Source organism: Pseudoalteromonas sp. P1-8 (assembly GCF_001399985.1).
Lineage (GTDB): Bacteria > Pseudomonadota > Gammaproteobacteria > Enterobacterales > Alteromonadaceae > Pseudoalteromonas.
Genome location: NZ_LJSO01000004.1, coordinates 288,387 through 313,746, shown reverse-complemented (window position 1 = coordinate 313,746; position 25,360 = coordinate 288,387). Strand labels below are relative to the sequence as shown.

General features: G+C 41.0%; 23 protein-coding genes, 1 pseudogene and 1 riboswitch. Of the genes and pseudogenes, 18 read left to right on the top strand and 6 right to left on the bottom strand.

Annotated elements, in window-relative coordinates; genetic code table 11:
- Nucleotides 1-19 precede the first annotated feature (19 nt).
- From AN213_RS08315 to AN213_RS08300, 4 genes are read left to right on the top strand one after another with little or no spacing between them, the layout of a single operon-like run.
- Entirely contained in the window at nucleotides 20-643 is a 624-nt protein-coding gene (locus AN213_RS08315) for a flavin prenyltransferase UbiX (RefSeq protein ID WP_054551081.1), read from the top strand.
- The gene (locus AN213_RS08310) at nucleotides 640-1,569 is read left to right on the top strand and encodes an ABC transporter ATP-binding protein (RefSeq protein WP_055198278.1); all 930 of its coding nucleotides are present in this window, start codon (nucleotides 640-642) and stop codon (nucleotides 1,567-1,569) included. The genes AN213_RS08315 and AN213_RS08310 overlap by 4 nt, the downstream gene beginning before the upstream one ends.
- A complete protein-coding gene (locus tag AN213_RS08305; RefSeq protein ID WP_054560948.1) occupies nucleotides 1,569-2,336 on the top strand; it encodes an ABC transporter permease in 768 nt (255 codons plus the stop codon). The genes AN213_RS08310 and AN213_RS08305 overlap by 1 nt, the downstream gene beginning before the upstream one ends.
- Nucleotides 2,336-3,001: a tRNA (guanosine(46)-N(7))-methyltransferase TrmB gene (locus tag AN213_RS08300; RefSeq protein ID WP_055198276.1), complete on the top strand. Its 666-nt coding sequence runs from the start codon at nucleotides 2,336-2,338 to the stop codon at nucleotides 2,999-3,001. The genes AN213_RS08305 and AN213_RS08300 overlap by 1 nt, the downstream gene beginning before the upstream one ends.
- Here AN213_RS08300 and AN213_RS08295 read toward each other — a convergent pair.
- The gene (locus AN213_RS08295; protein ID WP_055198274.1) at nucleotides 2,998-4,848 is read right to left on the bottom strand and encodes a GGDEF domain-containing protein; all 1,851 of its coding nucleotides are present in this window, start codon (nucleotides 4,846-4,848) and stop codon (nucleotides 2,998-3,000) included. The two genes, AN213_RS08300 and AN213_RS08295, sit on opposite strands and share 4 nt — an antisense overlap.
- Before the next feature lie 248 nt (nucleotides 4,849-5,096).
- Here AN213_RS08295 and panP point away from each other — a divergent pair, with 248 nt between their 5' ends.
- Nucleotides 5,097-6,725: a pyridoxal-dependent aspartate 1-decarboxylase PanP gene (panP, locus tag AN213_RS08290; protein ID WP_055198272.1), complete on the top strand. Its 1,629-nt coding sequence runs from the start codon at nucleotides 5,097-5,099 to the stop codon at nucleotides 6,723-6,725.
- A gap of 241 nt (nucleotides 6,726-6,966) precedes the next feature.
- On the opposite strand, the gene argE is transcribed toward panP, so the two are convergent.
- Nucleotides 6,967-8,157 carry an acetylornithine deacetylase gene (gene argE, locus AN213_RS08285; RefSeq protein ID WP_055021564.1) on the bottom strand — a complete coding sequence of 397 codons (1,191 nt, stop codon included), beginning with the start codon at nucleotides 8,155-8,157 and terminating at the stop codon, nucleotides 6,967-6,969.
- Between the two features lie 221 nt (nucleotides 8,158-8,378).
- Between argE and argC the strand changes: the two genes are divergently transcribed.
- From argC to AN213_RS08235, 8 genes and pseudogenes are all read left to right on the top strand, one after another.
- The gene (gene argC / locus AN213_RS08280) at nucleotides 8,379-9,389 is read left to right on the top strand and encodes an N-acetyl-gamma-glutamyl-phosphate reductase (RefSeq protein ID WP_055198270.1); all 1,011 of its coding nucleotides are present in this window, start codon (nucleotides 8,379-8,381) and stop codon (nucleotides 9,387-9,389) included.
- On the top strand, nucleotides 9,389-10,150 hold the full coding sequence (argB, locus tag AN213_RS08275; protein ID WP_054560942.1) for an acetylglutamate kinase: 762 nt from the start codon (nucleotides 9,389-9,391) through the stop codon (nucleotides 10,148-10,150). Before argC ends, argB begins: the two co-directional genes overlap by 1 nt.
- Nucleotides 10,151-10,157: 7 nt before the next feature.
- Nucleotides 10,158-11,078: an ornithine carbamoyltransferase gene (locus tag AN213_RS08270; protein ID WP_055198268.1), complete on the top strand. Its 921-nt coding sequence runs from the start codon at nucleotides 10,158-10,160 to the stop codon at nucleotides 11,076-11,078.
- A gap of 9 nt (nucleotides 11,079-11,087) precedes the next feature.
- Nucleotides 11,088-12,290, top strand: coding sequence for an argininosuccinate synthase (locus tag AN213_RS08265; protein WP_054551091.1), 1,203 nt, complete (start codon nucleotides 11,088-11,090; stop codon nucleotides 12,288-12,290).
- 53 nt (nucleotides 12,291-12,343) lie between these two features.
- A pseudogene (gene argH / locus AN213_RS08260) lies at nucleotides 12,344-14,208 on the top strand (argininosuccinate lyase).
- A 251-nt stretch (nucleotides 14,209-14,459) separates the two neighbouring features.
- Complete coding sequence (locus tag AN213_RS08250) at nucleotides 14,460-14,666, top strand: hypothetical protein (protein WP_055021560.1); 207 nt, start codon at nucleotides 14,460-14,462, stop codon at nucleotides 14,664-14,666.
- A 7-nt stretch (nucleotides 14,667-14,673) separates the two neighbouring features.
- Nucleotides 14,674-15,201, top strand: a complete 528-nt coding sequence (locus AN213_RS08245; RefSeq protein ID WP_055021559.1) for a hypothetical protein — start codon at nucleotides 14,674-14,676, stop codon at nucleotides 15,199-15,201.
- A gap of 589 nt (nucleotides 15,202-15,790) precedes the next feature.
- On the top strand, nucleotides 15,791-16,324 hold the full coding sequence (locus AN213_RS08235; protein WP_055198262.1) for a hypothetical protein: 534 nt from the start codon (nucleotides 15,791-15,793) through the stop codon (nucleotides 16,322-16,324).
- 10 nt (nucleotides 16,325-16,334) lie between these two features.
- On the opposite strand, the gene AN213_RS08230 is transcribed toward AN213_RS08235, so the two are convergent.
- On the bottom strand, nucleotides 16,335-17,711 hold the full coding sequence (locus tag AN213_RS08230) for a capsule assembly Wzi family protein (RefSeq protein WP_055198260.1): 1,377 nt from the start codon (nucleotides 17,709-17,711) through the stop codon (nucleotides 16,335-16,337).
- Nucleotides 17,708-18,190, bottom strand: coding sequence for a pantetheine-phosphate adenylyltransferase (gene coaD / locus AN213_RS08225; RefSeq protein WP_054551099.1), 483 nt, complete (start codon nucleotides 18,188-18,190; stop codon nucleotides 17,708-17,710). Before coaD ends, AN213_RS08230 begins: the two co-directional genes overlap by 4 nt.
- 218 nt (nucleotides 18,191-18,408) lie before the next feature.
- On the opposite strand from coaD, the gene AN213_RS08220 reads away from it, so the two are divergent.
- Nucleotides 18,409-19,062: a TetR/AcrR family transcriptional regulator gene (locus AN213_RS08220; protein ID WP_054560933.1), complete on the top strand. Its 654-nt coding sequence runs from the start codon at nucleotides 18,409-18,411 to the stop codon at nucleotides 19,060-19,062.
- Between the two features lie 108 nt (nucleotides 19,063-19,170).
- Nucleotides 19,171-20,628, top strand: a complete 1,458-nt coding sequence (gene thiI, locus AN213_RS08215) for a tRNA uracil 4-sulfurtransferase ThiI (RefSeq protein ID WP_055198259.1) — start codon at nucleotides 19,171-19,173, stop codon at nucleotides 20,626-20,628.
- A 171-nt stretch (nucleotides 20,629-20,799) separates the two neighbouring features.
- Here thiI and AN213_RS08210 read toward each other — a convergent pair whose 3' ends face one another.
- Both AN213_RS08210 and AN213_RS08205 read right to left on the bottom strand, forming a co-directional pair.
- Nucleotides 20,800-21,693: a ketopantoate reductase family protein gene (locus AN213_RS08210; RefSeq protein ID WP_055198257.1), complete on the bottom strand. Its 894-nt coding sequence runs from the start codon at nucleotides 21,691-21,693 to the stop codon at nucleotides 20,800-20,802.
- Nucleotides 21,686-22,036 (bottom strand): VanZ family protein, encoded by a 351-nt coding sequence (locus AN213_RS08205; RefSeq protein ID WP_055198326.1) that lies wholly within the window; start codon nucleotides 22,034-22,036, stop codon nucleotides 21,686-21,688. The genes AN213_RS08210 and AN213_RS08205 overlap by 8 nt, the downstream gene beginning before the upstream one ends.
- Nucleotides 22,037-22,194: 158 nt before the next feature.
- Between AN213_RS08205 and AN213_RS08200 the strand changes: the two genes are divergently transcribed.
- The 3 genes from AN213_RS08200 to AN213_RS08190 all read left to right on the top strand — a co-directional run bounded on the left by AN213_RS08200 (nucleotide 22,195) and on the right by AN213_RS08190 (nucleotide 25,246).
- Nucleotides 22,195-22,677: a YajQ family cyclic di-GMP-binding protein gene (locus AN213_RS08200; RefSeq protein ID WP_054551104.1), complete on the top strand. Its 483-nt coding sequence runs from the start codon at nucleotides 22,195-22,197 to the stop codon at nucleotides 22,675-22,677.
- Nucleotides 22,678-22,799: 122 nt separating this feature from the next.
- Nucleotides 22,800-23,039 carry a hypothetical protein gene (locus tag AN213_RS08195; protein ID WP_054551105.1) on the top strand — a complete coding sequence of 80 codons (240 nt, stop codon included), beginning with the start codon at nucleotides 22,800-22,802 and terminating at the stop codon, nucleotides 23,037-23,039.
- A 165-nt stretch (nucleotides 23,040-23,204) separates the two neighbouring features.
- Nucleotides 23,205-23,359, top strand: a riboswitch (cobalamin riboswitch).
- A gap of 33 nt (nucleotides 23,360-23,392) precedes the next feature.
- Nucleotides 23,393-25,246, top strand: a complete 1,854-nt coding sequence (locus AN213_RS08190; protein ID WP_055198252.1) for a TonB-dependent receptor domain-containing protein — start codon at nucleotides 23,393-23,395, stop codon at nucleotides 25,244-25,246.
- Nucleotides 25,247-25,360 lie beyond the last annotated feature (114 nt).

Here is a 25,360-nt window from a genome sequence, read left to right as displayed (position 1 = left end):
GTATACGGAGCTTAACTGTATGCAATTTAAAGATAAAATAACGTTAGCTTTTAGCGGTGCTTCAGGTGCTCCCTATGGCTTACGGTTACTAGAGGTATTACTTGAACAGCAGTTTCAGGTGTATGTATTGATCTCAAGTGCGGCAAGAGTGGTCTTTGATACAGAATCGAATATCAAACTTTCGGGTAATGAAGACAAAGCGACAGAGCAGCTTAGTACACTTTTTAATGCCGCTCCTGAGCAACTAAAAGTATTTGGTAAAGACAACTGGTTTAGTCCTGTTGCATCTGGTTCAGCCGCGCCGAAAAAAATGGTGGTGTGCCCTTGTAGTGCAGGTTCAGTATCTGCAATTGCGGTCGGCGCATCAGATAACTTACTCGAACGCGCTGCTGACGTGGTTATTAAAGAGCGTGGGCAACTGATTTTAGTCCCGCGTGAAACGCCATTTAGCGAAATCCACCTTGAAAACATGCTGAAGCTAGCACGACTAGGCGTAACTATTATGCCTGCAGCACCGGGGTTTTATCATCAACCAGAGCAGATTTCAGATTTGGTTGATTTTATGGTGGCGCGAATTTTAGATCATTTAAATATTGAACATACTTTGACGAAACGTTGGGGTTATGGAGAGGGCAAACAGTGAGCGAAAAAACGATCGCATTAAATATTGAAGGCCTACAAAAGGTTTATAAAAATGGTGTTGAAGCCGTAAAAGGCATTGATTTACAAGTTCAGCAAGGCGACTTCTTTGCTTTACTTGGACCAAATGGTGCTGGTAAATCAACCACTATTGGTGTTATCTCATCGTTAGTGAATAAAAGTGCCGGCCGTGTCCAGGTATTTGGTCACGATATTGATACAGACCTTGAAGCTGCTAAGTCTGAACTAGGCTTAGTACCGCAAGAATTTAATTTCAGTCAGTTTGAAACACTAAATCAAATTTTGGTTAACCAAGCAGGCTATTACGGTGTACCAAGAAAGCTGGCGCATGAGCGTGCCGAAAAATACTTAAAGCAGCTAGGCTTATTTGAGAAAAAAGATAAACAAGCGCGCACCCTTTCAGGTGGTATGAAACGCCGTTTAATGATTGCTCGTGCACTGATGCATGAACCTAAATTACTCATTTTAGATGAACCAACAGCCGGTGTTGATATTGAGCTACGTCGCTCTATGTGGGACTTTCTTCGCGAGATTAATAAGCAAGGTGTGACCATCATCTTGACCACCCATTATCTAGAAGAAGCTGAGCTGTTATGTAAAAACATCGCGATTATCGACAGTGGTGTGATTGTTGAAAACACCACCATTAAAGCATTACTTGCCAAGCTTGATAAAGAAACTTTCGTACTTGATTTAAAGCAGCCAGTACAGCCAATTAGCATTGAAGGTTATAAATACACACTGACCGATGATCACACTTTAGAAGTTGAAGTGGCTAAGTCTCAGGGCTTAAACCAGGTGTTTAGTGCGCTGACTGAACAAGGTAATACTGTGCTGAGTATGCGAAATAAAGCAAACCGTTTAGAAGAGCTGTTTGTAGGGTTATTAGAACAAGGGCGAGGCGAATAATGTTTAGATATGGAGTAGCGCTAAAAAGTATTTGGATCAAAGAGTGTATTCGCTTTTTACGTATTTGGGTGCAAACCTTAGTTCCACCGGCAATCACGATGAGCCTGTACTTTGTGATTTTTGGTAATCTGATAGGTTCTCGTATCGGTGATATGGGTGGCTTTAGTTATATGGAGTTTATTGTCCCGGGTCTGATTATGATGTCGGTGATCACCAACTCTTACTCGAATGTTGCCTCGAGTTTTTATTCCACTAAATTTCAAAAAAGCATTGAAGAGCTCTTAGTTGCACCAGTGCCAAACTACATCATTGTACTTGGCTACATGGGCGGTGGTATGACACGAGGTATGCTGGTTGGTTTAATTGTTACCTGTGTCTCTTTGCTATTTGTTGATATTCAAATTCATAATATTTTTGTGATTATGGCTACGGTTATTTTAACGTCGGCTGTATTTGCGTTAGGCGGACTTATCAATGCAATTTATGCTAATAGTTTTGATGATATTAGTATTATCCCGACCTTTATTTTAACGCCGCTGACTTATCTCGGTGGGGTGTTTTACTCTATCACCTTGTTGCCAGAATTCTGGCAAGGCGTATCGCAAGTAAACCCAATTATTTATATGGTAAATGCATTTAGATATGGTTTCTTAGGTGTGTCTGATGTCGACTTATCGGTAGCATTTGGTGTACTTGGTTTATTTATTGTGGGTTTATTTACGTTAGCATTAACCCTTATTAAACGTGGTGTGGGGCTTAGACACTAATGACGGATGCAAATTCGAGAAGTATTGTATCGAATCAACATAGCTTACATGAAAAGCTAGACGAAATTGTTTTAAAGCACCTAAGTGCTGAATTTAAAAAGCCGATTGCAGAGCATACGCAAGCGGCTTTTGATCAGGTAAACGAAAAGGTGCAGGCATTTAACGGGCCTATTATTCTTGATTCGTGTTGTGGTGTGGGTGAAAGCACCGCTAACTTAGCTAAACGTCACCCTGATGCATTGGTGATTGGTATTGATAAGTCATCACATCGTTTAGATAAGCATGATATCGAGTACAAGCAAACAGATGCAGGGCAGTACATTTTAGTACAAGCTGATTTAAACGATTTTTGGCGCTTAGCAGTGGCTGCAAACTGGCAACCTAGTCATCATTACCTGTTGTATCCAAATCCTTGGCCAAAAGCAAAGCACTTTCAAAGACGCTGGCACGGTGCTGCAATTTTTCCGTATATCGTTAAATTAGGCGGCCGCTTAGAGCTGAGAAGCAACTGGGATATATACGTAAAAGAGTTTGCCCGCTCATTAGAGCTTGCAGGGCATAAGTGCGATGTTGAGCTGTATGAAAGCGATACTGCAATTACCCCATTCGAACGTAAATATTGGGCCAGTGGTCAACAAAGTCACCGTTTGGTGATCAACCTTTAATGAATATAGGGAGTCGGCGGTGCAAAATGACTCCCTTGCATTAAAGTAACACCTGCTCGAGCAAGCGCGTCAGCTATTTGTTCGTTCTCAACTTGCTCAGCAATTACATCTAATTTTAATTGCTGAGCATATTTCACCAAGTTTTCAATAAATAGATAGTTATCAGTATTGGTATGAATTTGGCTCACCAACCCTTTATCTAGCTTCAAGCCATCAATTTCTAGCTTCCTAATGTGGGGTAAGTTTGAAAAGCCCGCGCCGAATTCATTGATAATAACCTGAGCACCTTTATTTTTTAGGGTGTTAATAAAGGTTTTTACTTCACTAAAGTAAGCAATGGCATCACGCTCATAAAACTGAAAAATAATATTATGAGGCTGCGGATAGCGCCTAAGTTGTAACTCTAAAAACTCGCTTAAGCTTGGGTCGAGAATATCTTGTGCGGTAATGTTGATACTCCATCGCACATTGGTTTTTCTAAACTGCTCAATGCAGCGAGTAAACATGGTGCGCCTTAAAAGACCGTCCATACGTGAGCGCTTTAGCACCATCATAAAGTAATCTGGCGCATGAATACGACCCGTGGCACTGGCCATTCTGGCTAGGCATTGATAATGGTCAATGTGTTTGCTTTGGTTATTATAGACCGCTTGAAAGTAAGGTACGATACGGTTGTTATCGAAGGCTTCTTTTACTTCTTTGGCAAGCGTAACATTGCTTCTAAACTTCTCTTCAACCTGCTTAAACACATTTTCATAACGTACAATACGCTGATTATTTAGCTTTGCTTGTTGCAGCGCAACATGGGCATTTTCAATCAGCATTAATTTATTACCTGTAGCAATACCTGCATACAAGCTCACGTAGATATAAGGCTCTTTTAACGCAGGAATAGCATAGTTAAAAGCATTAATAACATCATCGATATTACGCTCATCACTATGCGTTCGTAATAGCGCAATTTTATTCGTTGCTAATCGATAGACAAATCCTTCGCTAGGCATCCTTGATTGAAAATAGCTAAGCAAGTTAGCCATTACTTTGTCGCTCACTTCAGTGCCATAAAAACTGCTAATATCTTCTAACTCATTAATGGCAATAACTGCTAGCTCCATACGGTGTTTGGTGGTTTTCTTTATGTAGTATTCCAGCGCGACATGGTTAGCAAAGCCGGTGCGGGCATCTGTTGAGAGGGAGCGTTTTAGTTGTAAAAAATACAGCCCAGCAATTAGCGCTGCAATAAAGAAAAAGAAGCAGCCTGTGATCATTGCACGGGTCACACTGTACTGCAGCTGCTGATTTAAGTCACTAATGGTTATGTCGGCACCAGTTATATAGGTGTGACCATTATCATCAACAAAAGTGACAAAGATGCTTTTAAAATAGCCCCATTGATCTTTTGATACCTCAAATACCGGCTCTGTTGAAAAAAAAGCTTCTTTGTTAAGTTCTGTCGCTTCGGGGTAGGCATCTAGAAACTGTGTTACGCGGCCATTGTTTTGATCTTTTTGCGTGTAACTCGACGCACTAAAGTAGACTTTGCCGTCGCGCAGTACCATTGCGTACACATAGGCAAGCTGCACTTGTTTTGCATACTCAGATAGGGCTCGGCTTTTGTCTTTATATATTGCCGAAGAGATTGGTAAGCCCGCATTAACTATATTGTGATAGTCATCACCTAGGATATGTTTGACACTGACCGCAGCATTAAGCAGTTTGGTATCGATATTCTCCATGATCTCACTACGCGTGGTTTCATAGGTGTAATAGATATAGCCAAATAAGCTAATAAAAAATGCGGCGAAGCCATATAGCAGCCAGCTGGTTTTTTGCATTCCTTTGGGCATAGAGGTTCCCTTTGCAGTTATCGTTTGATTATACTCAAAAAAAGCGTGTCTGATAGTATAAAATGACTGCAAATTTCATTAACTGATCACTTTTTTGTCATCGAAATTAGCGCTTTTTTGCTTTATGCGAGACATTTTCGTGATATTCCAGTAAAGTTAGCCAATTTCGTAGAAACAGTGCCGCAAAAGTGCTTACCTAGATGTCCCATCATCGGGTGCATTTTTAGCTGCTAATTATGGGTATTAGGATGGATCAAAAGCGTTGTGCCGTCGCCTCTAAAGAAAGCTTGATTCGTATTTTTACGGTGCCAGAAGCACCAGACTCGACATTAAGTAAAATCGAATCTGAAATTTCTAGCAACTTAGCTGGGTTCTTAAATGAGAACATAGCTGCTATCGAAAAGCCTTTGCACGAAATTGAAAAAGACTTTCAAACGGCTACTATTCCAGAAGAGCCGACCTTTGTATCTGACTATGCTCAAGACATTATGGAGCAGTTGGTTGCTCATTCTGTTCATACCGCTGCGCCGAGCTTTATTGGCCATATGACCTCAGCATTACCGCATTTTGTGTTACCGCTGTCTAAGTTAATGGTCGGTCTTAACCAAAACCTAGTAAAAATTGAAACTTCAAAGGCATTTACGCCTCTTGAAAGACAAGTTTTGGGCATGATGCATCACCTTGCATATGGTGAAGACGACAGCTTTTATAGTAAATGGATGCACAGTGCGAAAACGTCATTAGGCGCATTTTGTTCAGGTGGCACTGTTGCTAACATTACTGCACTATGGATTGCCCGCAACCGTTTATTAAAAGCGGATGGTGACTATAAAGGTATTGCTGCACAAGGTTTAATCGCTGGAATGCTGCATTATGGTTATAAAGGCTTAGCTGTGCTTGTTTCTGAGCGAGGCCATTACTCATTAGGCAAAACCGTTGATTTACTGGGTATTGGTCGCGATAACATTGTCGCAATTGCAACCGCCGAAAACAATAAAGTCGATGTTGATGCGATGCGTAAAAAGGCTCATGAGCTTGAAGCCTCTGGCATTAAGGTAATGGCACTCGTGGGTGTTGCTGGGACGACTGAAACAGGCAGCATAGATCCACTTAATGAAATGGCTGATTTGAGCGAAGAACTTGGCTGTCATTTTCATGTCGATGCTGCATGGGGTGGTTCAACCTTATTATCTTCAAATTACCGCCACCTATTGAGCGGTATCGAACGCGCTGATTCAATAACCATTGATGCACACAAACAAATGTATGTACCAATGGGGGCAGGTCTGGTGTTATTTAAAGACCCAGCTGCGACGGATGCTATTGAGCATCATGCGGAATATATTCTTCGTAAAGGCTCAAAAGATTTAGGCAGTCATACCCTTGAGGGCAGCCGCCCTGGTATGGCAATGTTAGTGCATGCTTGCTTACGTGTTATTGGCCGTAAAGGCTACGAGATGCTAATTGATCGCAGTATCGTGAAAGCACGCACTTTTGCCGACATGATCACGCAGGATGAAGACTTTGAGTTAATCTCAGAGCCTGAGCTTTGCTTATTAACCTATCGTTATGTACCAAAAGAAATCCAAGCGAAGCTTAAAGATGCTGACGAAGAAACGAAATTAGATATTTACGCTTCATTGAATCGCTTTACTGCAAGCATGCAAAAACGTCAGCGTGAAGCGGGTCGTTCTTTTGTATCGCGTACACGTTTAACACCTGCAAAATATGACCATCAACCTACCGTGGTATTTCGTGTTGTATTAGCTAACCCGTTAACCTCTAAAGCAATTCTAAAAGATATTTTAGCGGAGCAAAAAGAGTTGGCGAAAACTGATCCGGTATTTAAAAAGTACTTGAGTAAGTACATGGATTAGAAAAGGGAGCGTGATGCTCCCCTTTATTATACCCAAGCCACCTCAAGATGCAGAATTCAGCGTTTCACAGGTGCTTAATATCAAGGCGTTACTTTGCAAGAATGGTAGTCCCTTTTAAGAAGTAACAACGATGAGAGTAAGTGCCTGTGAAGCGCCCGAAGGGTTGGTTTAAAAGCGATTTATACTGCGTTATTGATTTTAAAAATAGAACCACTATTACTTGCAATCAATGCCTTGGCTTTTAATTCCAACTGAAACTCGCATCTTGAGGTGGTTTGGGTATATTACTAAAGCAGCTTGCTTTAATCATGTCACTGATAATCGCTTGCGAAGGTTTTATTTTTTCCATCGCCAAAAACTCATCTGGCTGGTGGGCTTGGTTAATTGAGCCAGGTCCCATGACGATGGTTTCACAGCCAAGCTGTTGAATGAAAGGAGCTTCTGTACAATAGTTTACAGCGACAGCAGGTTGACCTGAGACTTTTTCGGCCAGCTTTACAAGTGCTGTATCAGTGCTACCACTAAATGCTGGGATAGGTTCATGCATGTCGATAACGCTCACTGCATTTGGGTATTGGGCATTAATTTCTTCTGCAGCTGTTAGCAAAATCGCTTGTAGTTCTTGCACACTTAAACCAGGTAAAGGCCGCATATCAATGTGCATTTCACAACAACCACAAATGCGGTTGGCATTATCGCCACCATGGATATGGCCAAGGTTTAAAGTAGGGTACGGAATTTCAAAGTGCTCAACTGAATATTTATTCTTTAATTCTTCTTTGATGATTAACAACTTTGTAATCATTTTATGCATGACTTCGATGGCGTTTAAACCACGTTCAGGATCAGAGCTATGGCCTGAGCGACCAATTACCCGGATCGCTGTACTCATATGGCCTTTATGAGTAAATACCGGTGTCATATCAGTTGGCTCACCAATGATGCAGCGCGCTGGTTTTAAGTCTGGGTGGCGGCAAATTTGTTGTGCACCCGCCATTGTGGTTTCTTCATCGGCTGTGGCTAAAATTAAAAGTGGCTCTGTTTGCTTCGTAGCATCAAGCTCACTAATTGCTTGCAATACAAAGGCAAAAAAGCCCTTCATATCAATACTACCTAAACCATAAAGTTTATTGTCATGCTCGCTGAGTTTAAACGGATCGTAGTTCCAGCGGCTATCATCAAATGGCACAGTATCAGTATGACCTGCAAGCATTAAACCGCCATCTCCTTCACCGCGTTTCGCTAATAAGTTGTAACGGCCTTTACCGTTTTCAAGCTCTGTGATTTCACATGTAAAACCCAGGCTTTCACACCAGTCTGCGAGCAAGGTAATAACCCCTTTATTGCTCATGCACAAAGAATCTTCAATCGCACTAATTGAAGGGGCAGCAATCAGCTGCTGATACATAGATATAAAAGAGGGTAGCGACATAAAAAAATCCAAAAATAATTATTCAATCTAATTGCATAACAATATAAAAGTATTTATGATGAATATCAATTCACTTTTTAAGCATAAATATTAGTAAAGCTGTACGATGAACACGAAACGACGATAACCTGATTTCATTACTTTAGACAGTGTTTTTATTCGCAATTGAGCGAGTAATTTTAGGCGTATCGATAAATAGATTTAATAGGTAAAAGTAAGCAATGAATGTAGTGATTATTGGCGCAAGTGGTTATAGCGGCGCAGAGCTAGCAAGTTTAGTTGCTAAGCACCCAAAACTGACCCTACAAGCATGTTATGTGTCTGAAGGGAGTTTAGATAAAGGTAAATTATTAAGCGATTTATACCCTGAGCACCTTGGATTGTTAGAGTACCCACTACAACCTCTAACTTCTGAAGCGTACAAAGATATCGAAAGCAATGCTGACTATGTATGCCTGTGTACAGATCACAAGGTCAGTGTTGATCTTGCGCCGCAATTTTTAGCCATGGGTAAAAAAGTATTCGACCTATCTGGTGGTTTCCGTTTAGCTGGGAATGAGGATTACCTGACTTATTACGGTTTCGCACATGAACACCCAGATCTTTTAGATCAAGCAGCATATGGTTTAGCTGAATGGAATGGCGATGCGATTAGTAAAGCGAACCTTGTAGCTGTAGCGGGTTGTTACCCTACAGCAGCACTTAATTCTTTAAAACCACTTAAAGAAGCAGGGCTATTAGCTGATCAAGCCATTATTGTTAATGCGGTGTCAGGTGTTACAGGCGCTGGCAGAAAAGCCAGTGTTAACACGCACTTTTGCGAAGTGTCACTTGCTCCTTATGGCTTGTTTAACCACAGACACACACCTGAGATTGAGCAGCACCTTGGTCACCCTGTGCTATTCACGCCACATTTGGGTAACTTCCCCCGTGGAATTTTAGAAACTATTTATGTGCAATTAAAACCAGGCGTAACTGCAGAGCAAGTGAATGCGGCTTATCAAGTATTAGCTAACGAGCCGTTAATTCGTTTACTTGGCAATAAAATTCCAAGCATTAAAGGCGTGGCTAAGCAACCATTTGTTGATATTGCATGGCAACAAAAAGGTGAGCAACTCATCGTTATGTCAGCGATTGATAACCTTCTAAAAGGTGCAGCTGGGCAAGCATTACAGTGCATTAATTTAGCCATGGGTGAACCTCACCATACTGGCTTAGTAGGAGCGCTGTAATGAAAACTTGGATCATTAAAGTCGGTGGTGCTGTGTTAAATAGCGCAGATGCCGCAAAAGCGCTTTTTGATGTTTTAGCCTCTGAGCAACAAGATAACTTTGTGATTGTTCATGGTGGTGGAGCCTTGGTTGATGCTTGGCTTAAAGACGCCGGATTTGTAACTGCAAAACATCAAGGCTTACGTATTAGCCCAAATGAGCAAATGCCATATATTGTTGGTGCTCTTGCCGGTTGTGCCAATAAACAATTGATGAGCCAAGCAATCAGCGCTGGCCACAAACCTGTGGGTTTAAGCCTTTATGAAGCGGGTGTACTGGTATCTGAAAAACTTAAAGTATTGGCGCAAGTAGGTCAGTGCTCAGGTAGTTGTGACAGTGTGCTACCTAGCATGCTTGAACAAGGTCGTTTACCCCTAGTGAGCTCTATTGGCTTTGGAGAAGATGGCCAATGGTACAACGTCAATGCAGATGAAGCTGCAGCGGCTATCGCTAAAGAGCTTAATGCAGAACTTATTTTTATGACAGACGTAGAAGCTGTGCTTGATGCCAATAAGCAGCCTCTACATCAACTTAATACGCAGCAAATCGAAACACTTATCCTTGAAGGAGTCATTCAGGGCGGGATGGAGGTCAAAGTAAAGACCAGCCTTCTTGCTGCCCAACATTTACGACGTGGTGTGTATATCTCAAGCTGGCTGAAGCCAGAGAATTTAGTCGCTTTATTAAAAGGCGAGCATGTAGGAACGAAAATTACACCATAGGTATTTCATGTTAAAGAATTTCTTAAATGGTCTTGAGTTAGACCAAAAAGGTGCACTTAAATTACTAAACTTAGCGCAAAAAATTAAAGCAAACCCAGCAGACTTCAGCCAAGCATTAGCGGGCAAATCAGTGGTTACATTGTTTGAAAAGCCAAGTTTACGTACTCGTTTATCATTTGATATTGGTATTAATAAACTGGGTGGTCACGCAGTTTATTTAGATTCACAAAATGGTGCCATGGGTGCTCGTGAATCAGTTAAAGACTTTGCTCTTAATATCTCAACTTGGGCTGATGGCATTGTTGCTCGCGTGAATGCGCACAAAACACTGACCACGCTTGCTGAATATTCATCGGTGCCTGTTGTTAATAGCTTATGTGACTTATATCACCCTTGCCAAGCGCTTGCTGACTTTTTAACACTGCAAGAAGTGCATGGCGATGTTAGTAAACTAAAGCTTGCTTACTTAGGTGAAGGTAACAACGTCACACACTCTCTAATGTTATTAGCCGCTACTTTAGGCACTGATTTTGTTGCAGTTTGTCCTAAAGGTAGCTCGCCAGATTCGCAAATTCTTAAGCAAGCAGAGCAAATTGCAGCAATGAATGGTGCCTCTGTCATGGTGAGTGACAGAATTGAGGCGGCAGTTGGCGCAAATGCAGTCTATGCTGATACCTGGGTTTCAATGGGTGATAAAACACCGCTTGAGCAGGTTAAAGCTAAATATATGCCATATCAGCTTAACCAAGCCCTACTAGAGAAAACCGGTGCGCAAACGGTACTGCATTGTCAGCCAGCGCATCGTGAGTTTGAAATTACCTCTGAGGTAATGGATGGCCCAGCATCAAAAATTATTCAACAAGCAGAGAATCGTATGCACGCACAAAATGCTCTACTTGTCACATTATTAAATCCAAATTTTGTTTAAGGAACACCAATGAGTTCAATTAAAAAAGTCGTATTAGCCTATTCTGGTGGTCTTGATACATCGGCAATCGTGCCATGGTTAAAAGAAAACTACGGCTGTGAAGTAATCGCGTTTGTTGCTGATGTTGGCCAAGGCGCAGAAGAGCTTGAAGGCGTTGAAGAAAAAGCCATTGCTTCAGGTGCATCGGAATGTCATATCGTTGACTTAAAAGACGAAATGGTCAGTGACTATATTTACCCAACTTTAAAAACGGGTTCTATTTACGAAGGCACTTATTTACTAGGTACGTCTATGGCGCGTCCAATCATTGCTAAAGCGCAGGTTGAAATTGCCCGTAAAGTAGGTGCTGATGCGCTTTCACATGGTTGTACTGGTAAAGGTAACGACCAAGTACGTTTTGAGTCATGTTTTGCAGCCCTTGCACCAGATTTAAAAGTGATTGCACCATGGCGTGAGTGGGACTTATCAAGCCGTGAGTCATTACTTGATTACTTAGCTGAGCGTAATATTCCGTGTTCTGCATCAGCAACAAAAATTTATAGCCGTGATGCGAATGCTTGGCATATTTCTCACGAAGGTGGTGAGCTTGAAGATCCATGGTGCCAACCAAGTGATCAAGTATGGACTTGGACTAACTCGCCAGAGCAAGCACCCAATGAAGCAGAATATGTAACATTAAACGTTGTTGAAGGTGAAGTGGTTGCTGTTAATGGTGAATCGCTTAAACCATATGACTGCTTAGTTAAACTAAATGACATTGCTGCGCCGCATGGTGTGGGTCGTGTTGATATCGTAGAAAACCGCTTAGTGGGTATGAAGTCGCGTGGCTGTTATGAAACACCAGGGGGCACTGTGATCATGGCTGCTCTTCAAGCTATTGACGAGCTAGTGCTAGATAAATCAAGCCGTAAGTGGAAAGAAGTACTTGGTGGCGAGTTCTCTCACTTAGTCTATGACGGTCGTTGGTTTACGCCATTAAAAGACTCGATTCTTGCAGGTGCTGAATCACTGTCTAAGTTAGCAACGGGTGAAGTAGTGCTTAAGCTTTATAAAGGCCAAGTCACTGCGGTACAGAAAAAATCACCAAATAGCTTATACAGCGAAGACTTTGCAACCTTCGGTGAAGATGATGTATATGACCAATCACATGCTGAAGGATTCATTCGTTTATTCTCGCTATCTAGCAGAATCTCAGCACTAACGAAAAAGTAATTTAATTATTGCCCTGCACTAGCAGGGCAATAGCCGAATTTGGAGACAGTTCAATGGCACTATGGGGCGGACGTTTTTCTACGGGTCCAGATGAAGCGTTTAAACAATTCAACGATTCACTTCCTTTTGATTATCAACTTGCAGAGCAAGATATTATTGGTTCAGTTGCTTGGGCGGGGGCGTTAAAACAAGTAAACGTTCTAAACCAGCAAGAATACGATGACTTAGTTGCAGCACTTAATAAGCTGTTAGATGAAGTTAAAGCAAACCCACAAGCAGTGGCTGTAGCTGGGCATGAAGACATTCATTCTTATGTTGAATCAGCACTGATTGATAAAGTGGGTGACCTTGCTAAAAAGTTACACACCGGTCGCAGCCGTAATGACCAAGTTGCAACAGATTTCCGCTTGTGGTGTCGTGATACAGCTGAGCATATTCTTGAAGCAATTGCAGAGCTTAAAGGTGAGTTTATTGCTTTAGCTGAGCGTGAGCTTGGCACTATTTTACCTGGTTACACACACTTACAGCGCGCACAACCTGTGCTATTTAGTCATTGGTGTATGGCCTATGTTGAAATGCTTGAGCGTGATGAAAGCCGCTTAACCGATGCCAAAAATCGTATGAATTATTGCCCACTTGGTAGCGGTGCATTAGCCGGGACTGCGTACCCAATTGATAGGCAAACTCTTGCCGAAGGGTTGGGTTTTACCGGTGCCACACGCAATAGCCTTGATGCTGTATCAGATCGTGATTTTGTAGTTGAGCTATTAAGCTGTGCATCGATTTCGATGATCCACTTGTCGCGCATGGCTGAAGATTTAATTTTCTATAACTCGGGTGAAGCGGGCTTTATTGAGCTTTCTGATGGGGTAACATCAGGCTCTTCACTAATGCCGCAAAAGAAAAACCCAGATGCACTTGAATTAATCCGTGGTAAAACAGGCCGTGTTTTTGGCGCATTCAGTGCCATGATGATGACACTTAAAGCGCTACCACTTGCTTACAATAAAGATATGCAAGAGGACAAAGAAGGCTTATTTGATGCTATGCCAACTTGGCTGGCATGTATTCATATGGCGCAAGCGTGTATCAAAGGTATTAAAGTTAATGCAGATAAAACATTAGCTGCTGCAAAAGGCGGCCACTCAAATGCGACTGAACTTGCTGACTATTTAGTGGCTAAAGGTATTCCATTTAGAGAAGGTCACCACATTGTTGGTACGCTTGTGCAAATGGCTATTGCACAAGGGAATAACTTAGAAGATTTAAGTTTAGAGCAATTTAAGTCTGTGCATAGCATTTTCGAATCAGATGTATATCCTGTATTAGAAATAGACGCCTGTATTAAAGCAAGACAAGCTCTGGGTGGCACCTCTCTTGAGCAAGTAACTAGTGCCATCAAATACGCAAAAAAAAACAGCAAATAGCGGTACGTGACGCAACCTTAAATGATGTTGAGTCCATCGCTAAGCTTATTCAGCATTGGGCTACGGTAGGTGAAAACCTACCACGCGCTAAGAGCGACATGATTCACTCAATTAATGAGTTTGCTGTCACAGAAGTTGAAAACCAAGTTGCTGGCTGTGCTTCGCTGTATATTTACGACACTGGCCTTGCTGAAATTCGCTCGCTTGGGGTGGACCCCGAATCACGAATTGCCGGGCAGGGGCGTCAACTTGTTGAACATTTGCTAAAAAAAGCCAAAAGCTTGGCGCTTAGTCGGGTAATTGTCCTGACAAGAGTGCCAGAGTTTTTTGCAAGCCAAGGTTTCAGCTTTTGTAGCAAAGACAGTTTGCCAGAAAAAGTGATCAAAGATTGTGAGCTTTGCCTTCGCAAAGAGAACTGCGATGAAGTGGCAATGGAATATATTTTAAAGCCAAGTAATAGCGCGGTGATCCCGTGTAAACACGTGGCTTAAATTCCCTGGATGAGAAAAACGCACGGTTACCCCTGTGCGTTTTTTTATACCTGAAATTTAGATTTGCTGATTTTTATGATCAAAAAGATCAAAACTTATAAAAGTTGGATCGTTAATTGCTTTTATTATCAGCGCGGTGGCAACGTCGCGATGAAGTATAAAAAAGCGTCAAAAAAATGAGAACGCTTAACTCAGCTTGCAAGCTATTGTAAGCTGTACTGAAAAAACAATTAACTTAAAGGAATTAACTTATGCAAGTTTCAAACAATAGCCAATTGCAAATGCAAGCTTACAGCCAAATGCAACAAACAAAGCCTGCTTTGGAACAAACTACTAGTAATAAAACCCTGCAATCTGATACAGTAACTTTATCGAGTGAAGCCTTGGCTTTATCCGGCGGGGCTGAAATCCAACGTGGTGGTGGTGCAATGCTCCCGCCTAGTAAGAAAGAGCAATAGGTACTGAATGTCTTTTATTGAGCAACTAGGTTTTTTTTCCCTATCTGCAATGAGTGCATGGGGATTTTTAATGGCATTTTTTTTTAATATTTTTGTTTATTGTATAGATGAAAATAAAAGAAAAACCACGTTGCTCATAAGCTCATTCATAATGATGTTCTCCTACTTAGCTGGAGATTACTTTTTTAATTGGATAACTTACACCGCTACCACTTTTCTAGATTGGGCACTGTATGATCTAGCAACACTTACATTTTTGGCTATTTCTTTCTATTTTGTAAGACGCACTACACCTTCATTTATTTATCTCATTGCTGGCTTGATAATCAATACAATCTTGTTCCTTTCTGTTTATGTAGACGTTGAAGTCTACCAGAACACAACTCATTGGATTTTATGGGATGTATATTCGATTGGGGTTAATATTGTTGATTTTACAATGATCATTGCTCTAATTGTTGATCGTGACTTCCTACTATTGAACAAACTAAAAAGCCTTGTATTGTCTTCTGCAAATAACCATAAGTTAGCTTAATATTAAAAGCCATGTATATAAGTGATGTTGTTGGAAGTTTGATAGGATCCTTCATTGAATGGGGGTTCTTGATGGTTTTTCTTTTTAGTTTAGTGACCCACATTAATAAACCTGATAAACGCTTGGTTATCTTGGCGTTTATAATGATGATTTCATACTTTCTAAGTGGTATTTTTAACTTATCTATCTATAGCTATCTAAACTGGTTTTATTTCGACCTGCTAACCATAACAACAATTTTAGCGTGGACTTACTATGCAAAAATAGGCGCTTTTAATGCGATCTACTACATAGTCTTGGGATTGTTTTTAAACGCAATTTTGATGATTTGCATATTTATAGATATTGTAGTTACCGAAAACAGAACACCTTGGGCACTCTGGAGTATCTATTCGTTTGGAGTAAATACCATTGATATAATGATGCTCATTGCATTGATTACAAATCGCGACTTTTTACAATTTCATAAATTTTGCAGTTATATGAAATATAAAATTAGACCGTCATTTTTAGATAAATCAGAGCACCTTACTAACGCTTAATGAAACTCGCCGTATTTTAAGAGTATCTGAATTTTAAGACTTACTTCATGCTTAAACTAATCCAAGACAATTTTGGAGTATACCTCGCAGCATTTATCATGTGGGGTTTCTTGATGTCGTTTCTTTATAACATGGTAAAGAAATCATCAGCGCCAAATGGTGACAAAACAGTAATGTGGATCTCACTTGCACTGTTTATCTCCTACATGATGAGCGATCCATTACTTAATGTGGCGCTTGGCTACGATATCTTAGATTCAAGCTTTGCTTATGTTATTTGGGCGCTATCTGATTTAACAATACTACTCATTGTGTGGTTAATTGCTCGAAAGCGAAGTCTTACTCAGGCTCCTGCTAAACTTTATATATACACAGGGCTTTTAGTTAACTCATCACTGTTTTTAGGCATGTATTTCGATATTAACTACGCCTATACAGGAAGCTGGTGGTTTTGGGATGTCTACAGTATCACAGTGAACCTGATGGATATCATGATGCTCATCGCACTTTTCAGTAATAAAGACTTTTTAGGGCTTGTGAAGCTATACAGGAAAGTTCGAGGCCAAGCTGAACCAGCTTGACCTCAATTAGTTAGAAACGGTATTCCCAGCTGGTTCTAAGGGCTGTTTTTGTTTCTGACTCATCACCAATTTCATCCTTTGAAATAAGCCCTGTCACTTTCCACAGGCCGTTAAACACAGATTGCTGATAACCGAGTTCTAACTGCAGCTGACTCATCTCTGATGCGAGCTCAGCATGTGTGGTTTCGCTTTCAATCCAACGAAGCTTAGCATGGCCACCATAACCATTTAGAGTGTGGTAATAGGCGCCAAGGATAGCCGATTTACTTTGTAGTGGTGTTGAGCTGCCAATTAAGCGCGAGCGTTGTGTATAGCTGCCAGAGCCATATACGCAATCGCTAATTTGATCACAGCTTTGCTCTGTATTTGAGTATTCAAAGTAGCTTTTTAATAGGCTCTCTTTCGAGCCAAAATAGCTTTCTACGCCTAGCGTATAAAATGGCTCACTTGGAGCTAAGCCACTTTCATTTCGACCCATTACTTCAGCATAAAATGCCACAGGTTGCGCCGCTAAAGTGGTTGAGTACTTAACATCTAAGCTCGTTAAACGGTGTGTTGATTCACTGCTTTCGAGTGTAACAGGATCAATTTCGAGGCTAGTTAAATAATCAGAGCCAGCACTATTAATTGCAATTTCAAGGCCTGTTAATGGGGTACTTGCAAATCGGAGCGCCCAAAAGTCACCGTCATCTGAGCTATTTAGATATGGCTTTTGTTTGGCGTAAATACCCGTTAACTGCCAGTTACCGATAAATGATAACCAACTTGGGCCGACATATTGGGTATTTGCTCTGGTAAAGCGCACGCCTTTCATTGGCGCCGCATTATTTGATAGTAGTAGGGCGTTATCGTTACTTGGCCCCCACCAATGACTAACTTGCTCCGCACTAAGTGACCAATTACCCAGGAGTACGGCTAAATAGCTATCTTGGTAAGTAACATGCTGCTTATCAAGGGCGTCATCGGCATAATTTACACTCACTTTAGCGCTAACACGCTTTCCTGTGATTGAACCATAACTATTTATACCGCTTTCTTGCTGGTGGCGTTTACCAAACCCTTGCTGAGAGTGTGGTGCGCTATTGTAGTTTAGGCGAATACCTGAGTTGGTTTTTTGTTTTGCATTATCAAGAGCATGTTTTACATGCTGATAGGCAAATAAGCTTTGCTCATCAAGTTGGCTGGTATTGGCAACATCTAGATCGCGTGCGATACCCTGCCACATTAATGGGTAGCTATTAATCGGCTGTTTAATAATACCTTGGTTAAATAGCATTTCGATTGAAGCGCGAAGTAACGGGTCGTCGCTTTCTATCCATGGTCCTGCAACACTTGGCGCAGAGATCATTAGTAATGCAGTTAAGCTAATGAACTTTTTTAATTTCATCCGTGAATTTTATCCTGTAAGGCTTTAGCTACAATAGGGTCAACAAACTCGCTCACATCGCCATTGTGGCGTGCGACTTCTTTGACGAGAGTCGATGAAATAAATGAATTTTTTTCTGCCGGTGTTAAAAATACACTTTCTAGATCTGGATTCAGGCGACGATTCATATTCGCTAACTGAAATTCATAGTCGAAGTCAGACACCGCACGAATACCACGAATAAGCACTTCGGCTTTATGGTCCCGAGCTAAATCAGCTAATAAGCCTGAAAAACCAATTACACTCACATTATCAAGATGCGCCAAAATTTTATTAGCAAGCTCAACGCGCTCATCAAGAGTAAAGCAGGGTTGCTTACTTGGGTTATGCGCAATGGCAACAATTACTTTATCGAACATTTTTGCCGCGCGATGAATTAAGTCTGTATGGCCATTTGTAAGTGGGTCGAAAGTGCCCGGATAGATTGCAGTAACGTTCATAACTATCAGCGATTTATAAATTTGCCTGCTATATTAACAGTGTTTTCTCGACTATGCAGCTTAGAAAATACGCGTATCGGATTAGGAACCTTCACCTATATAAGGTACTAAGCCGATTGAGGTTAATATTTTTCAAGGTAGTATTTAATTGTCGCGCATTTGTTTATACTGCTCGGCTGGGGACCGTAATAATCATAAAAAAACAGAGTAAATAGGCTATGAGCACAAAGGACAAAATCATACACACCAGCATCGAATTATTTAATCGCCACGGTGAGCGTGCCATAACAACCAACCATATCGCTTCGCATATGGGGATAAGCCCAGGTAACTTGTATTATCACTTTAAAAATAAAGAAGATATTATTCGTCACATTTTTGCTTTGTATAGCGACCATCTACACACTCACTTTAAGCCACTGACTCCAGACGATGATGCGCTAGAAAACCTGGCGGGCTACCTAGATTCACTGTTTGAACTCATGTGGCGCTTTCAGTTTTTCTACGACAACTTAGGCGATATTTTATCTCGTGATGAAGAGCTGAAAAAAGGCTACATTGCGTTTCAAGCTGAGCTTTTAGAGCAAGTTAAAGATGTACTGTTTGCATTACGTGAAGGCGGTGTTATTTGCATTGAAGACGAAGATGTTACAGAGCTTGCGCATATGCTTAAAATGACCGTAAGCTTTTGGACGCCTTACATCAAAGCTCGCCGCTTAAGTGGTGAACTTGCCAGAGCTGATATTTATAACGGTATTTTAAAAGTATTACTGTTATTAAAAGCTCATTGCACCGAGCAACATCTAGAGCAAGTTAACCAATTAAGAGCTAAGTACTTGGCCCTTGCTGAAACAGAGCAAAGCGAACAATAATCCCGCAAAGCAGTTTATTTCCTAGACGCTATAATTTTTGTTATAATCGCGCGCCCTTGAGGTTGCTATACCTCAGGGCGTGTGAAATCCACAGTCTAAGAGTGAACTATGCTTAAATTTATCGTCAAATTACACCCTGAAATCGCGATCAAGAGTAAATCTGTTCGTAAGCGTTTTACCAAGTTATTAGAAAATAACATTAAGATCGTTTTGCGTCGTGTTGACGAAAAAGTTCAGGTAAGAAACAACTGGGACAATATCTCTGTTGTAAGCTTGCTAGAATCTGAGCAAGTTCGCTTAGATATTATCGATGGCTTAAAACGCATTCCAGGTATCGTACAGTTTATCGAAGTAACAGAAACAGACTTCGACTCAATCGACGATATTTACCAAAAAGCACTTGAACTAATCGGCCACACGATTGCGGGCAAAACATTCTGTGTGCGTTGTAAACGTTCTGGTAAGCATGATTTCACATCGAGCGATGTAGAGCGCTACGTAGGTGGTGGTTTAAACCAGCATGTTGAAGGTGCGCGCGTTAAGTTATCTCACCCTGAAGTGACTGTTCGCTTAGAAGTACGTGATGATAAAGCATACATTGTTACTCAAACTCACTTAGGTATGGCGGGCTTCCCGTTGCCAACACAAGAAGATGTATTATCGCTTATGTCTGGCGGTTTTGACTCTGGTGTTGCCAGCTATCAAATGATCCGTAAAGGTGCACGTACTCACTTCTTGTTCTTTAACTTAGGTGGTGCTGCGCACGAAATCGGTGTTAAGCAGGCGAGTTATTATATCTGGAAACAGTTCAGCTCTACTCATAAAGTGAAGTTTGTTACTGTTGATTTTGAACCTGTTGTAGCAGAAATCTTAGAGAACGTTGAAAACAGCCAAATGGGTGTTGTGCTTAAGCGAATGATGATGCGTGCCGGTAGCCAAGTTGCAGAAAAACTAGGTGTACAAGCACTGGTAACTGGCGAAAGTATTGGTCAGGTTTCAAGCCAAACACTGGCTAATTTGAGTGTGATTGACCGTGTGACAGAAACTTTAATCATTCGCCCGTTAATCCAACACGACAAGCAAGATATAATCAATATTGCGCGTCAAATCGGCACGGCTGAGATGGCAGAAAGTATGCCTGAATACTGTGGCGTAATTTCTAAAAAGCCAACAGTTAAAGCTAAAATCAAAACGATTCTTGCCGAAGAAGCTAAGTTTGACTTCGACGTGCTAAATACAGTTGTTGAAAATGCGCGTGTGATGGATATTCGCGATATCGACACCGAAGCAAAAGAAGAAGTGAAAGAAGCTGAGTCTGTATCTGATTTACCTGAAGGGGCGGTTGTTGTTGATATTCGCTCACCTGATGAAGAAGATGCAAACCCATTAGAGCTTGAAGGTATTGAAGTTGTACATTTACCTTTCTTCCGCTTAGCGACTAAATTTGGCGACTTACCAAAAGATAAAGAATATTACTTATATTGTGCTAAAGGTGTGATGAGCCAACTACAAGCGCTGATCTTGCACGAAGAAGGCTACAACAACGTAAAAGTGTATCGTCCGTAAGGGATGCTAATAAAAGCGCGACATGTTCGCGCTTTTTTAATGTCTGAAATAATTACGAGAAACGAGAAACGAGAAACGAGAAACGAGAAACGAGAAGCTAGTAACTTTACTCTTTCTCCTTTCCCCTTGTAGCTTAACTTTTTACTCTTTCCCCTAGTAACTAGCAGCTAATTAACTTTTTATTTTTATCATACTCAGCATGGCCTGATTATAGGGAGTTTTTACCCCTAACTTAGCGCCTTGCTCGCACACATAACCACAAATTGCATCAATTTCAGATTCTCGATTATGGCTGATGTCTTGCTGCATAGAAGAAAAGTTTTCAGCGGTGGCTGTCATCACAGAATAGGCTTGATCCAGCGCCTCGCTGAGTTTTACTTTAACCCCTTGTTTATTGGCGACTAGGCACGCTTCATTAAGTAAATTAATAATGCGCGTGCTAAATTGCGGTGCACGTAGCTGGCCATTTTTTACGTTATGAATCGCTGTTAACGGGTTAATAGCAATATTCACTAACAGTTTTTGCCATCGCAATGAGTGAATATCATCGCTCACAGAAAAGTGTGGTAAGTAACTAAACTGCTGCTTAAGTTCACCGAGGTTTTCGCTTGCAGCTGCATTACATGCACCTAACACGCTTTCACCATTACCTGTATGGCTCACACTATAAGGCGTTGTTTTAAAACCAGCTAAACGCGTTGTTAAAAAAGCTAAACCTTGCGTTTTTAATAGCTGAGCATTCAGTTCATCAACATTCCCCATGCCATTGTGAGAAAGAACAATTTGGCATGTTTTACTGAGGTAAGGTTTTACTTGTTCAAAGGTAGTTTGCACCTGAAATGCTTTTACTGTTATTAACACCAAGTCAAAGGGGTCCGATTGACTTAGCTCTTTGTGGTGAATAAGGCGAGCTTTAATTGGGTGTGATTTACCATTACTCGTTTGATAAAAACGCGTGGTCAGGGTTGGCTTACGGGTCAGCAATGTAATGTCATGTTGTGCTGATAAAAAATGACTAAACAATAGGCCAATTGCACCGTCGCCAACAATTAAAATGTTAGCCATTACGTTGCTTACTACCTAAATGAAAACCAAGTTTAATGATAAAGTAGCTAACTGCACCGATAAAATCAGCGACAAAATCCCCAACCGAAGCTTGACGATAAGGCAGCATATCTTGCATAAACTCTATGGCTGCACCATATCCGGCTAACAGTAAAATTTGCAGCATAAGTGGCAATTTAAAGGCTTTATCCATCACCATGGCCAGTACAAAGAAAATACCAAAATGCGCTACTTTATCAACGTGTGGAAAGAGGTTGCTCACCCCTTTAATTTCTTTGGCAAATAAAATTGTAAAGCCAATAATACTGGCTAAAAAGATAACTTGGTAAACACGCCTTGTCACAATAAACCCTAAAAAATGCCGAAATTGAATGGCCAGTATACCAAACAATTTTTGCATCGCACCTGAACAAGTCGGATAAAAATAGAAAGAATCGACAAATAAGCGTTATAATTGCCAACCATAAATGAATTTAAAAAAGACTATGTTAGGAGAACCCCATGCCTTCATTTGATATTGTTTCTGAAGTAGAAATGAACGAAGCGCAGAATGCAGTAGATAATGCAAAGCGTGAACTAGAGACGCGTTTTGATTTTCGTGGTGTTGATGCATCAATCGAACTAAGTGACAAAGTAATCAAGTTAAAAGCAGAAGCACCACAACAAGTTATGCAACTTTTTGACATTCTTGCTGCGAAAATTTCAAAGCGTGGCTTAGATGTATCTAGCCTTGAGCTTAAAGATGAGTCGCGTAGCGGTAAATACGTAATGCGTGACGTTGCTCTTAAGCAAGGTATCGAAAAAGACGTAGCGAAGAAAATCGTTAAGTTAATCAAAGACTCAAAGATCAAAGTACAAGCTGCCATTCAAGGTGAAGAATTACGTGTAACTGGTAAAAAGCGTGATGATTTACAAGAAGCAATGCAAGTTGTTCGTACTGCTGATTTAGGTCAACCATTCCAGTTCAAAAACTTCCGCGATTAAAACTTATAGCTTTAAGCTATAAGCCTACAAGTTTCTGAACTTTACAAGGAGCGTATTTTGAGACAAATATTAGGTTACAGAGAAAAAGATATCTTCTAGCTATTTTCAGCTAGAGGATATTTATGTCAGTAAAAAACAAAGCAATAGATCGTAATAAACACGGTAAAATAAACAGAAAATACACAGGCCCACACAGTACTTATTTTTACCAACAAACACCAAGTTGGTGGGTGAAAATGACGATGACCAAGCCAAGAAGACGTTTAAATAAAGCTCTTTGTAAGCTTGTGCTGAATGGTGCTGACCCAGAAGGAATTGTTTTTCCGTTAGGAAACTCGAAACCTCATGAGTATTTCTGGTAATCATTGTTTTATAAAAGCCAATCAGCCATGCTGATTGGCTTTTTTACTTTCGGCTTACAGCTTAAAGCTTAAAATTTCATTTTAGCAGTATAGCCGTCCATTGACTTTCTTCCCCAAAATCATCACAATAACGGCCTATTTTCGAGGTGCTTGCTGTATCTTCAGATACGTTTTATTTCAAAGGGTGAAATAGTCGCAAGATAATCGGGAAGTCGGTGCGTTTTCAGGGAGAAAACAATGCCAACACTGCCCCCGCAACGGTAATGTATATGCCATGCATTTACAGAGTCCGGAGACCGGCCTTGAAGTAACTTACTATTCGCGTGTGCGGTGGGCACAGGCTAGGGGATATCATGCTAAATAAATCTGCGTTAGGCGTAGCGGTTGCTGCTGCGTTGTCTTTTTCTGTATCTGCTGACGAGCAATCGATCGAGCACATCACAGTTACTGCCAATAAATTCGAACAATCAATTAATGATGTATTAGCCAGCGTTACTGTTATAGACCGTGCTGATATTGAAGCAAGGTATGTTCGTGACTTACCAAGCTTACTGGCCACTCAGGCAGGCTTTCAAATTAATGCTAATGGTGGTTTTGGGCAAAGCTCAGGTGTGTCATTACGTGGTGCAAGTTCTCGTCATACGCTAATTTTAATTGATGGTGTACGCACCGGCTCTGCAACACTTGGCTATAAAAGTATTAGCAATATTCCTTTAAACAGTATTGAGCGTGTTGAAGTAATTAAAGGCTCACGTGCTGCTGTATATGGTTCTGATGCGCTAGCTGGTGTGATTAATATCATTACGCGTAAAGCACAAAATACGACCTTAGATGTTACTTTTGGTTCAGACTCTTACCAAGAGTACCAAGTAGCGACAGGTGGTCAGTTTGCGGGTGTTGATGCGGCCGTTAATGCCGGTTATGAAAAAACAGATGGGTTTGATGTTCTGCAAGGCTTAGCGCCAGATGAAGACGGCTACGAGAACAAAAACCTTGGTTTTAACCTAGGTTATCAAAATGAGCAGTTAGGTGAGTTTTTAGCGCAAGCACAATACTCAGAAGGCGAAGCAAAATACGATAGCGCTTATAGCCCTGCAGACAGCACTGTAGAAAAAGGCGAGTTCGAAAATTACCAAGCTTCACTAGGTTGGAAAAAAGCTTTCGAAAAACACAGCCATGCCATTGATATTGCAATATCAAGTGATAGTTCAGATGACTCACGTATTGATTACACAGGCGCAACGGTGGTCGATAAGTTTGAAACTGAGCGTGAGCAAATCGATTACAATGGCCAATACTTTTTTAATCAAGCTCTGACTCTTAGTGGCGGTTTGAATTGGTATAAAGATGAAGTGAACACTAACTCAGGTACTTACTTAAAAGACAGCCGTGAAGTATTCGCTGCGTTTGTTGGTGCTTATTATGACGACGAGCAAGTGCTGGCAAACCTAACCGTTCGCCAAGATGATGATCAGCAGTTTGGGGATGAAACAACTTACACCGCAGCTGTTGGCTATCACTTAAATGACATCGCGACATTCCGCGTAAGTCAAAGCACAGGTTTTAAATCTCCAACATTTAATGACCTATATTACCCGGGCTCAGGTAACCCAGAGTTAAACCCTGAAACATCAGATAACCAAGAGCTTGGCTTATCACTCAATGTGAATGATATCAGCCTTGATATTGCGATTTTCCGCAGCGAAATCGACAACAAAATCGCTTGGGCACCAAATGCATCAGGGCAGTGGATCCCAACTAATATAAACGAAGCTCGCCATGAAGGTGTTGAGTTTAGCTTTAAAAACCAAGTGTTTGGCTTTGATCACAGCTTTAACTTTACCTATCTTTCAGCGGAAGATACTGAGACAGGTCAGTCACTAACCTATGTGTCAAATCACAGTGTGAATTGGTCATTAAACAAAGCATGGGGGGATTTTGATGCCGGTATCGATATGCAATACCGTGGTGACCGTGATGGCAAGTTAACGCACTTACCTTCGTATACGTTATGGAATTTAGTAGGTCACTACCAAGCAACTGACAACTTAACTGTGTCACTACGTGTAGAAAACCTATTCGATAAAGAGTACAACGCCGTTGATGCCTATGGTACAGACCTAGATGGTGATTACATCAACGACGAATTTTTTTACTACAACACGGCCGAGCGTCGCCTGTTTGTAGGTGCCCGCTATCAGTTCTAATAACCAATAAGGTCAGTTGAGCTGTTTGCTTAAAGCGAGTAATTGACATTAATTTGCCCGTTGATGTCATTAGTCTTAAGTTAAAACAAGCTCAGCGTTATTATTAGTTCTGCG

Coding starts and splice junctions, on each gene's coding strand:
- AN213_RS08245 (WP_055021559.1), top strand. CDS start 14,674: ATGTCTTTTATTGAGCAACTAGGTTTTTTTTCCCTATCTGCAATGAGT.
- AN213_RS08250 (WP_055021560.1), top strand. CDS start 14,460: ATGCAAGTTTCAAACAATAGCCAATTGCAAATGCAAGCTTACAGCCAA.
- AN213_RS08300 (WP_055198276.1), top strand. CDS start 2,336: ATGACGGATGCAAATTCGAGAAGTATTGTATCGAATCAACATAGCTTA.
- AN213_RS08235 (WP_055198262.1), top strand. CDS start 15,791: ATGCTTAAACTAATCCAAGACAATTTTGGAGTATACCTCGCAGCATTT.
- argC (WP_055198270.1), top strand. CDS start 8,379: ATGAATGTAGTGATTATTGGCGCAAGTGGTTATAGCGGCGCAGAGCTA.
- AN213_RS08265 (WP_054551091.1), top strand. CDS start 11,088: ATGAGTTCAATTAAAAAAGTCGTATTAGCCTATTCTGGTGGTCTTGAT.
- AN213_RS08315 (WP_054551081.1), top strand. CDS start 20: ATGCAATTTAAAGATAAAATAACGTTAGCTTTTAGCGGTGCTTCAGGT.
- argE (WP_055021564.1), bottom strand. CDS start 8,157: ATGTCGCTACCCTCTTTTATATCTATGTATCAGCAGCTGATTGCTGCC.
- AN213_RS08305 (WP_054560948.1), top strand. CDS start 1,569: ATGTTTAGATATGGAGTAGCGCTAAAAAGTATTTGGATCAAAGAGTGT.
- AN213_RS08195 (WP_054551105.1), top strand. CDS start 22,800: ATGTCAGTAAAAAACAAAGCAATAGATCGTAATAAACACGGTAAAATA.
- AN213_RS08270 (WP_055198268.1), top strand. CDS start 10,158: ATGTTAAAGAATTTCTTAAATGGTCTTGAGTTAGACCAAAAAGGTGCA.
- AN213_RS08190 (WP_055198252.1), top strand. CDS start 23,393: ATGCTAAATAAATCTGCGTTAGGCGTAGCGGTTGCTGCTGCGTTGTCT.
- coaD (WP_054551099.1), bottom strand. CDS start 18,190: ATGAACGTTACTGCAATCTATCCGGGCACTTTCGACCCACTTACAAAT.
- panP (WP_055198272.1), top strand. CDS start 5,097: ATGGATCAAAAGCGTTGTGCCGTCGCCTCTAAAGAAAGCTTGATTCGT.
- AN213_RS08295 (WP_055198274.1), bottom strand. CDS start 4,848: ATGCCCAAAGGAATGCAAAAAACCAGCTGGCTGCTATATGGCTTCGCC.
- AN213_RS08210 (WP_055198257.1), bottom strand. CDS start 21,693: ATGGCTAACATTTTAATTGTTGGCGACGGTGCAATTGGCCTATTGTTT.
- argB (WP_054560942.1), top strand. CDS start 9,389: ATGAAAACTTGGATCATTAAAGTCGGTGGTGCTGTGTTAAATAGCGCA.
- AN213_RS08230 (WP_055198260.1), bottom strand. CDS start 17,711: ATGAAATTAAAAAAGTTCATTAGCTTAACTGCATTACTAATGATCTCT.
- AN213_RS08200 (WP_054551104.1), top strand. CDS start 22,195: ATGCCTTCATTTGATATTGTTTCTGAAGTAGAAATGAACGAAGCGCAG.
- AN213_RS08220 (WP_054560933.1), top strand. CDS start 18,409: ATGAGCACAAAGGACAAAATCATACACACCAGCATCGAATTATTTAAT.
- thiI (WP_055198259.1), top strand. CDS start 19,171: ATGCTTAAATTTATCGTCAAATTACACCCTGAAATCGCGATCAAGAGT.